Raw genomic sequence first — 3,911 nt, forward strand, 5'->3', positions numbered from 1 at the left:
TAATACGCTTAGTTTACCAAGTTTACCTCTACGGTTTCTTCAGCATAGCTCAGTGACCAAAGTGTCAGGTAAGCGCTCCACTTCTCAACTCAATAACTTTGATTGGGTCGTCACCGTGATGATCGGGTCATTGGGTGCCAGCACCATTTTGCTCAAAGACATCCCATTTATAGAAGGTAGTGCCGCCATATTGGTACTGTATCTATTGCAATTTTTAGTTACTAAGTACGCCTCTATATCCGCACCATTTAGTGACTTTATTTTGTCCGAACCGCGTATCGTCTTTTATCAAGGTCAATTTTTACTAGAGGCCATGCGTTCTGAGCGGCTAACCCGTCAAGAAATCGAGAGCGCGATGCGTGCTAATAATGTGAATAGCTTTGATGATGTAGAGGCCGTCGTCTTTGAATCTGACGCCAAACTGACAATCATCCAAAAGCCAAACACTGGCAAAGACAATGCAAGTATAGCAGATGAAATATCGCAGACCATCAAAACAATAATGTAAGTCCAACAACCACTGCGTCATATAGATAACTAATATAAGTACCTAATATAAACACCTACGCCGTACATCACATGGTGCGGTAATTGAGATAACATAGATAATATGAACAATAAGTTATCGCCTATTGAAAATACTGATCAGTCTATAATCCCACATCGAGCACAAAAAACTGCTGTAAAGACAATGCTCATTACAGCAACTTAAGCGTATTTTTTACAATTTCTCAATTATTAACATGGTAAGCACTATGAAAGTAAGAATCTTAACCGTTGGCAACAAAATGCCAAAATGGGTACAGACGGGGTTTGATGAATATTTCAAACGTATCCAACCCATGCTCAGCACAGAAATCGTTGAGATTTCCGCAGCAAAACGAGCAAAAAACCCTTCCGATGCCAACCTTGCCCAATACCGTGAGCAAGAAGGTCAAGCCATATTAGCCGCTCATAATACATCAAGCCGTGAGCAACTATGGGTATTGGACGTCAAAGGTAAGATGCTCTCGACAGAAGGACTCGCGGATAAGCTATCAGGGTCGATGCAACAAGGCGACGATATCGCACTCGTCATTGGCGGTGCAGATGGCGTATCACCAGAAGTACTGGCGAGAGCCGATGTCAAATGGTCATTGTCCGCCCTGACCTTGCCGCATCCGCTGGTCCGCGTGGTACTCATGGAGCAGCTATATCGTGCCATGAGTGTCAATAACAACCATCCTTATCATCGTGGTAACTAATCCATACTCAAAAACCATATCCACCACAGAATATGATTGAAAAACTGTGGTACGCCCTAATAAAGGCCCTATGACATATCCAAAAAACGTTGCGACCCCTTCTCATTCAGCCGATCATCGTGATGACTCTGACGCCGATACGCCTGCGCCCATCACTGCAGCTGGTGTTTGGCCTGATGCATCCACTGTCACCACCAAATTGGCAAAACTCCCAGCGTTATTTATTTCGCACGGAGCGCCCTCGCTTGCCATAGAGCAATCTGCCACCACCAGCGCCCTGGCACGTATTGGGCAAAACCTACCCGTACCACGTGCCATCGTCATCATGTCTGCCCATTGGCAATCAACACAGCTCGAAATCAGCAGCAATCCTCAGCCAAAGACATGGCATGACTTCTCTGGATTTGCTTCTGAGCTGTACGAAATACAGTATCCTACTGCAGGATTCCCAACACTTGCAGAGTCACTGGCTCAACAGCTCAGCGTCCGTGGTATATCCTGCAGTATCAATCCGATGCGGGCTTGTGACCATGGCGTGTGGGCACCGCTTATACACCTGTATCCAGAGGCAGACATACCAATTGTACAAATCTCTTTGCCACAGCATTATGACAGCATTGCCTGTTATCAATTGGGTGCTCAGCTAGCACAGCTACGCAATGAGCAAATATTAGTCATTGGCTCGGGCAGCATCACCCATAATTTACGTGCCATGCTGTGGCAGTCTGACAGTATCGATCACACGGCAAAAGACTTTAAGCAATGGTTGTTGCATCAGCTAAAAACTGACATCCCAACCGCGTTAGATTGGCAACAGTATCCAAACTATAAAAACGTCCACCCAAGTGACGAGCATCTGCTACCGCTGTTCTTTGCGCTCGGGGCTGGTCAACGGGTGTCTGTCATACACCAAAGCATGGCGCATCATAGCTTAGGCATGGACATCTACCGCTTTGATTGATTTGATAAATCAAAGAAGTCAAGGCAACAACACACATCTCAACCTACTATACCTGCCTTTCACTTTTCGAAGGAAGCTTTAGTAAACAAGCCTGCACGTTCCATTTCTCCTGCCACACTCAATAGCGTTGCTTCATCGTTCATACGCCCAATCAGCTGCATACCAATTGGCAAACCTTTTTTGCTCATACCTACTGGCACTGACATCGCAGGTAAACCCGTGACATTACCCAACAGCGTAAATGCCATTTTGCCCAAGACAGGCTGACTGAGCTTTTCGATCATACCCGACCTAAAGGCATACTTACCCATATCTATACCTTTATTGAGTAAGTCGGCACTACGCATTAGCACCTCGTCCATTCTACTGGGTGGCAGCACGCCATGCTTGACTGCTGGTGTAGGCACCGTCGGGCACAAAATAATGTCGTAGGTTTCAAGCAGCAACCCCGTCTGGTATCGACTATGATGCCAGCCATGTTTAGCCTGCGCCAAATCTACTGCCGATAACGATCGACCGAGCAATGCCATATTATAAGTTTGCGGTTCTAATTGTTTGGTATGTGCCGAGCCAAAATGACGCTCGATATTATCAATGGTAAAAGCCGTATGGGCACAAACCACCACCATAAAGTCATGCCAAAACTGTTCGATATTGATATTTGGCTCAGCCGGTATGACCCGATGCCCCATCGCTTCTAATTGCTTGGCTGTCTGCTCAAGTACTGCCATTACTTCTTTATCCACCACCGTATTGGCAATCAATGGCTGCTGATGTAGGGCGATAGTCAGCTGACGAGGCGCTCGCATCGCAGCTTGTAAAAACGTCCCATCTGGCGGAGCAATGACAAAAGGCGCACCAATCTCCGCACCGCTAGTAGCATCAAGCATCGCGGCACTATCACGTACCGAACGGGTAATCACATGGTCGGCGACTGCACCCTCCCAACTTTCACCAAACATAGGACCGACTGGATTTCGGCCACGGCTTGGTTTTAAACCAAAGGCCCCGCACCAAGCAGCGGGAAAACGAATCGATCCGCCTCCATCACCTGCCCCTGCCATTGGCACTATGCCGCTAGCCACTGCTGCAGCACTACCGCCTGATGAACCACCAGAGCTATAGCCTTTTTTGAAGGGATTATGAGTCGCACCGTGAGCTTTTGGCTCAGTCGTGATTATCAAACCAAACTCAGGAGTATTGGTTTTACCAAAGGTATTGACCCCTGTGGCTTTCATGCGTTTGACGATTTCGCTGTCGTTTTCAGAGATTATATTGACGCTACGGCTTCCCATAGTTACTGGTTCGTCTGCAAAACTGAATGACAAATCCTTTAGCAGATACGGTACTCCGTTGAATACACCATTTGGTAATCCAGCTTGTGCAGCATTATAAGCTCGCTCATCAAACCGATGAATAATGGCGTTTAATTCAGGGTTGATCTTGTTGGCTTGATAAACAGCGACATCCAGTAGCTCCTTGGCACTGACCTCACCCGAATTAACCAATGCTGCCAACGCCAACCCATCGTACTGAGTATATTCTTTAAACATATCTGACCTTCCAGGTTGCTGATTGAGTCATTACTTTGTTTAGTATATCGGGTTCATTAGCAAACAAGTAACCTCGTTGTCAGTACTGCTGTGTTCATCTATAGTAAAAGAAATATAAATCCGCTACAGTATATAATATGGCATACTCAAAAG

At 46.3% G+C, this 3,911-nt stretch carries 4 protein-coding genes; 3 read left to right on the top strand and 1 reads right to left on the bottom strand.

Features of this window, described 5'->3' with window-relative positions:
- From L0J61_RS09835 to L0J61_RS09845, 3 genes are all read left to right on the top strand, one after another.
- Nucleotides 1–508 (top strand): DUF421 domain-containing protein (locus L0J61_RS09835; RefSeq protein WP_301466268.1); only part of this gene is annotated, 508 nt, incomplete at its 5' end.
- 247 nt (nucleotides 509–755) lie between these two features.
- Complete coding sequence (rlmH, locus tag L0J61_RS09840; protein ID WP_301466269.1) at nucleotides 756–1,244, top strand: 23S rRNA (pseudouridine(1915)-N(3))-methyltransferase RlmH; 489 nt, start codon at nucleotides 756–758, stop codon at nucleotides 1,242–1,244.
- A gap of 70 nt (nucleotides 1,245–1,314) precedes the next feature.
- Nucleotides 1,315–2,205 carry a class III extradiol ring-cleavage dioxygenase gene (locus L0J61_RS09845; protein ID WP_301466270.1) on the top strand — a complete coding sequence of 297 codons (891 nt, stop codon included), beginning with the start codon at nucleotides 1,315–1,317 and terminating at the stop codon, nucleotides 2,203–2,205.
- A gap of 59 nt (nucleotides 2,206–2,264) precedes the next feature.
- Here L0J61_RS09845 and L0J61_RS09850 read toward each other — a convergent pair whose 3' ends face one another.
- Complete coding sequence (locus L0J61_RS09850) at nucleotides 2,265–3,758, bottom strand: amidase (RefSeq protein ID WP_301466271.1); 1,494 nt, start codon at nucleotides 3,756–3,758, stop codon at nucleotides 2,265–2,267.
- Nucleotides 3,759–3,911: the final 153 nt, after the last annotated feature.

The sequence above is a fragment of the Psychrobacter sp. genome, from assembly GCF_030457785.1.
In the GTDB taxonomy this organism is placed as follows: Bacteria; Pseudomonadota; Gammaproteobacteria; order Pseudomonadales; family Moraxellaceae; genus Psychrobacter.